The sequence below is a fragment of the Simplicispira sp. genome, from assembly GCF_028687295.1.
Lineage (GTDB): Bacteria > Pseudomonadota > Gammaproteobacteria > Burkholderiales > Burkholderiaceae_C > Simplicispira > Simplicispira metamorpha.
The window spans coordinates 1-5,666 of the sequence record NZ_JAQUAL010000187.1; the positions used below are offsets into that span (position 1 = coordinate 1).

At 62.9% G+C, this 5,666-nt stretch carries 5 protein-coding genes and 1 pseudogene; all 6 read left to right on the forward strand.

All coding sequences use genetic code 11. From position 1 onward, the window contains the following. A pseudogene (locus PHX69_RS15020) lies at window positions 1-155 on the forward strand (methylmalonyl Co-A mutase-associated GTPase MeaB); the annotation flags it as partial. Between the two features lie 39 nt (window positions 156-194). Further along, window positions 195-1,727: an acyl-CoA carboxylase subunit beta gene (locus tag PHX69_RS15025; protein WP_288044765.1), complete on the forward strand. Its 1,533-nt coding sequence runs from the start codon at window positions 195-197 to the stop codon at window positions 1,725-1,727. A gap of 234 nt (window positions 1,728-1,961) precedes the next feature. Next, a complete protein-coding gene (locus PHX69_RS15030) occupies window positions 1,962-4,010 on the forward strand; it encodes an acetyl-CoA carboxylase biotin carboxylase subunit (RefSeq protein WP_288044767.1) in 2,049 nt (682 codons plus the stop codon). Between the two features lie 152 nt (window positions 4,011-4,162). Further along, the gene (locus PHX69_RS15035; protein WP_288044769.1) at window positions 4,163-4,648 is read left to right on the forward strand and encodes a VOC family protein; all 486 of its coding nucleotides are present in this window, start codon (window positions 4,163-4,165) and stop codon (window positions 4,646-4,648) included. After that, window positions 4,648-5,292, forward strand: a complete 645-nt coding sequence (locus PHX69_RS15040; RefSeq protein WP_288044772.1) for a fused MFS/spermidine synthase — start codon at window positions 4,648-4,650, stop codon at window positions 5,290-5,292. Before PHX69_RS15035 ends, PHX69_RS15040 begins: the two co-directional genes overlap by 1 nt. Before the next feature lie 152 nt (window positions 5,293-5,444). Next, the coding region (locus tag PHX69_RS15045; RefSeq protein WP_288044774.1) for a hypothetical protein at window positions 5,445-5,666 on the forward strand (222 nt) is incomplete at its 3' end.

The following is a 5,666-nucleotide window of genomic DNA, read 5'->3' on the forward strand; positions in this document are numbered from 1 at the left end:
AAGCCGGTCTGAAACACGCTTTCCACCAGAACGCGCTGGTGCAAGCGCGCCTGCCTGCCTTGCTGGCCGATGTGTCGGCGGGGCGCATTGCGGCCTCTACCGCAGCACGAAATCTGCTCTCAGCCCACGCGGGGCAAGCGCTTACAGCTACATAATCCATAGCAAACACATAGCACATTCAACAAGGACGAACCATGCAAAACATCCTGGAGCAACTGGAGAAAAAGCGCGCGCAGGCCCGGTTGGGCGGTGGGCAAAAGCGCATCGACGCGCAGCACAGCAAAGGCAAGCTCACCGCGCGCGAGCGCATCGAGCTGCTGCTGGACGACGGCACTTTTGAAGAATGGGACATGTTCGTCGAGCACCGCTGCGCCGACTTCGGCATGCAAGACAACAAGATTCCGGGCGACGGCGTGGTCACGGGCTACGGCATGATCAACGGCCGCCTGGTGTTCGTGTTCAGCCAGGACTTCACGGTGTTTGGCGGCGCGCTGTCGGAAGCGCACGCCGAGAAAATCTGTAAGGTCATGGACCAGGCGATGAAAGTGGGCGCTCCGGTGATCGGCCTGAACGACTCGGGCGGCGCGCGCATCCAGGAAGGCGTGGCCAGCCTGGGCGGCTACGCTGATGTGTTCCAGCGCAACGTCATGGCCAGCGGTGTGGTGCCTCAGATCAGCATGATCATGGGCCCCTCGGCGGGTGGCGCGGTGTATTCGCCTGCCATGACCGACTTCATTTTCATGGTCAAAGACAGCAGCTACATGTTTGTCACCGGCCCTGAAGTGGTCAAGACCGTGACGCACGAAGACGTGACCGCTGAAGAGCTGGGCGGCGCCATCACCCACACCACCAAGAGCGGCGTGGCCGACATGGCCTTTGACAACGATGTCGAAGCGCTGCTCATGCTGCGCCGCCTGTACAACTACCTGCCGCTGTCCAACCGCGAAAAAGCCCCCGTGCGCCCCAGCCACGACCCGGCAGACCGCGCCGACCTGTCGCTGGACACCCTGGTGCCCGACAACGCCAACCAGCCCTACGACATGAAGGAGCTGATCGTCAAAACCGTGGACGATGGCGACTTCTTTGAGCTGCAACCTGACTACGCCAAGAACATCATCATTGGTTTTGGCCGCATGGAAGGCCAGACCGTGGGCATCGTGGCCAACCAGCCGCTGGTGCTGGCGGGCTGCCTGGACATCAAGAGCAGTATCAAAGCCGCGCGCTTTGTGCGCTTTTGCGATGCCTTCAACATCCCGGTCATCACTTTTGTCGATGTGCCCGGCTTCATGCCTGGCACCAGCCAAGAGTACGGCGGCATCATCAAGCACGGCGCCAAGCTGCTCTACGCGTATGCCGAGTGCACCGTGCCCAAGATCACCATCATCACGCGCAAGGCCTACGGCGGCGCGTACGACGTGATGGCCTCCAAGCACCTGCGCGGCGACGTTAACCTGGCGTGGCCCGATGCGGAAATCGCCGTGATGGGTGCCAAGGGCGCCGTCGAGATCATCTTCCGCGAAGACAAGAACGACCCCGTCAAGCTCGCCGCCCGTGAAGCCGAATACAAAGAGCGCTTTGCCAACCCCTTCGTGGCGGGCGCGCGCGGCTTCATCGACGACGTGATCCTGCCGCACGAGACGCGCAAGCGCATCTGCCGCAGTCTGGTCATGCTGCGCGACAAGAAACTGGAAAACCCGTGGCGCAAGCACGGGAACATTCCGCTGTAAAGGTAACTACCAGTGCGACAGGTCAGGGGGTGGAGGGGGCAAAACGCCCACACAGCCCCGTCTTGGTGCCGCATTTTCAAGGATGGAAAACACCTCCTTTGTAGCCATGGATGGGGTGCGTTTATCGCAGCGAAGTCAAGGAGGAGCCCGCAGGGCGGGGGACATGAGCGGAGATAAATGCACCCCACCCATGGCGGGCCCCAACGCCATCCAGTAAAGATTCCGGAGATTCACATGTTCACCAAAATTCTGATTGCCAACCGTGGCGAAATTGCCTGCCGCGTGATTGCCACGGCGAAAAAAATGGGCATTGCCACTGTCGCCGTTTACTCTGACGCCGACAAAGAAGCGCGCCACGTGCTGCTGGCCGACGAGGCCGTGCGCATTGGCACCGCGCCCAGCCGCGACAGCTACCTTCTGGCCGACAAAATCATTGCCGCTGCCAAGCAGACCGGCGCCCAGGCCATCCACCCCGGCTACGGTTTTCTGAGCGAAAACGAAGCCTTTGCCAAGCGCTGCGAAGACGAAGGCATTGCCTTCATCGGCCCCAAGGCGCACTCGATTGCCGCCATGGGCGACAAGATCGCGTCCAAAAAGCTCGCCAACGAGGCCAAGGTCAACACCATTCCGGGCTACAACGATGCCATCAGCGGCCCCGAGCAGGCCGTGGAAATCGCCAAAGGCATTGGCTACCCGGTGATGATCAAGGCATCGGCGGGCGGCGGCGGCAAGGGCCTGCGCGTGGCCTTCAACGACAAGGAAGCGTTTGACGGCTTTGCCAGCTGCCAGAACGAAGCACGCAACAGCTTTGGCGACGACCGTATCTTCATCGAAAAATTTGTGCAGGAGCCGCGCCACATCGAAATCCAGGTGCTGGGCGACAGCCACGGCAACGTGATTTACCTGAACGAGCGCGAATGCTCCATCCAGCGGCGCCACCAGAAGGTGATTGAAGAGGCGCCGTCGCCCTTTATCTCGGAGGCCACACGCAAGGCCATGGGCGAGCAGGCCGTACAACTGGCCAAGGCCGTGAAGTACCAAAGCGCCGGCACCGTTGAATTCGTCGTCGGCAAGGACCAGGACTTCTACTTCTTGGAAATGAACACCCGCCTGCAAGTGGAGCACCCGGTGACGGAATGCATCACCGGCCTGGACTTGGTGGAGCTGATGATCCGCGTGGCCGCTGGCGAGGCACTGCCGCTCACGCAAGCCGATGTCAAGCGCGACGGCTGGGCCATCGAGTGCCGCATCAACGCCGAAGACCCGTTCCGCAACTTTTTGCCGTCCACGGGCCGTCTGGTGCGCTTTCAGCCGCCGGAAGAAACCATGTTCCAGTCCGACACCAGCAAAAAGCTGGGCGTGCGCGTGGACACCGGCGTGTACGAGGGCGGCGAGATCCCGATGTACTACGACTCGATGATCGCCAAGCTCATCGTGCACGGCACTGACCGCAACGACGCCATTGCCAAGATGCGCGCTGCGCTGAACGGTTTTGTCATTCGCGGCATCAGCAGCAACATCCCGTTCCAGGCGGCTTTGCTGGCGCACCCGAAGTTTGTCTCGGGCGACTTCAACACCGGCTTCATCGCAGAAAACTACAGCCAGGGCTTCCACGCTGCCGATGTGCCGCACGAAGACCCGCTGTTCCTGGTGGCGCTGGCCGCCTACATGAACCGCCGCTACCGCGCACGCGCCTCGGGCATCAGCGGCCAGATGGCCGGGCACGAAGTGAAGGTGGGCGAGCAGTTTGTGGTGGCCGTTCTGGGCCACGAAGGCCAGAAGGACTACCACGAGGTTTCGGTCACAGACTTTGAAGACAAATCGCGCTCCAGCGCAGTCACGGTGGGCGCCAGCAGCTACCAAATCAGTAGCACCGCCACGCTAGGCCAGATCCGCGTGCAGGGCCAGTGCAACGGCATGGGCTTTACCGCCCAGGTCGAGCGCGGCACGCCCAAGAACCCGCTGGCCCTGCGCATCGCGCACAACGGCACGCAGATCGAAGCCATGGTGCTGTCGCCCCTGGGCGCACGCCTGCACCAGCTGATGCCCTACAAGGCACCGCCCGATTTGTCGCGCTTCCTGCTCTCGCCCATGCCCGGCTTGCTGGTGGATGTGGCGGTAGCGCCCGGCCAGGCCGTGCAGGCCGGCGAAAAGCTGGCCGTGATCGAAGCCATGAAGATGGAAAACGTGCTGTTTGCCGCGCAAGATGGCGTGGTCAGCAAGATCGTGGCGGCCAAGGGCGAATCGCTCAGCGTGGACCAGGTCATCATCGAGTTCCAATAAACCCAGCGCCCGCGCTGAACAGGAAAGGGGCTTCGTGCCCCTTTCTTTTGCCTGATTTTTTTGAATGTTTTTGGCTTTCAGCCCTTATGAGGCGGGCGCTAGCAGCTATTAAAAGCATAGTAAACAACCGCCCCCATTTTCCGGAGAACACCATGACCCAGAGCACCACGCCCACCACCGCCCGCCCGTTCAAGGTACTGGGCATCCAGCAAATCGCCATTGGCGGCACCGACAAGCAGCGCATGAAAACCCTGTGGGTGGACATGTTCGGCCTGGAGCAAACCGGCACCTTCCAGAGCGAGCGCGAGAACGTCGATGAAGACATCCTGGCCATGGGGCAGGGCGCCTACAAGGTGGAAGTGGACATCATGCAGCCCATGGACATCGAGAAAAAGCCCGCCGTCCACACCACGCCGCTGAACCACATCGGCCTGTGGATTGACGATTTGCCCCGGGCCGTGGAATGGCTCACGGCGCAGGGCGTGCGCTTTGCGCCCGGTGGCATCCGCAAGGGCGCCGCCGGTTACGACATCACCTTTTTGCACCCCAAGAGCAACGAGCAGTTTCCGATTGCAGGCGAGGGCGTGCTGATCGAGCTGGTGCAGGCCCCGCCCGAAGTGATTGCCGCGCTGGGCTGATGCCTGCGCCGCCGCTGCCTTTGCCCGCCGCTTTGTCGCCGCGCACCCTGCTGGTGTATGCCGCTGCGCTCTGGAGCGGCTTTTTCGTCATGGGGGTCGAGCTGCTGGGCGGGCGTTTGCTGGCCCCGTTTTTCGGCAACAGCATTTTTGTCTGGGGCGGCGTGATTGCCGTGTTCATGGCCTGCCTGTCGGTGGGCTATTTGCTGGGCGGGCGGCTGTCCTTGCACCAGCCCACGCTGAGTCGGCTGGGCCTGCTGTTGCTGGGCGAGGCGCTGCTGGCCTTGCCGGTGATTGCCCTGGGCGATGTGGTGCTGGAGGCGCTGGCCGACGCCGTGCCCGATCCGCGCTATGGCTCGCTGCTGGGGTCGCTGCTGCTGTTTGGCGCGCCCACGGTGCTGTCGGGAATGATCTCGCCGTATGCCGTGCGCCTGCTGGTGTCGGCGCTGGACAGCTCGGGGCTGTCGGCGGGGCGGCTGTATTTTGTCTCTACGCTGGGCTCGGCGGCGGGCACCATCCTGACCTCGTTCTACCTGGTGCTGTACCTGGAAATCCACACCATCTTGCTGTGCTTCATGGGAGTATCGGCGCTGGTGGGCAGCAGCCTGGTGCTGGCCGACCGGCTCTGGCGCCGGGCGCAGGCGTGATGGCCAGCGGACAGACACCGCCAGGCCGTGGCTGCTGGGCGGCTGCTGTGACCTGGGTCGGAACGGCGTGGCAGCGCCTGCTTGCCGCCGTACCGCCCAGACTGCGCAGCGGGGCGTGCTGGCCCGTCGCTGCCAGGGCGCTTTGGCACGGCATGGGAAAAGTTGCGCTGGCGTTGGCCATGATCGCCGGTGCCAGCAGCGCTGCCGCCGGGCAGGGCGAGCAGTTTGTGCTGACCGACACGGTGTTCCAGCAAAAATCGCTGTACCGCAACATCCTGGTGCGCGAAGGCGAGGGCTACCGCTGCATGCAGTTTGGCCGTTTTCAGGCGCGCCAGACCTGCATCCAGATCGGCCAGCCGCACCGGCTGGTGCTC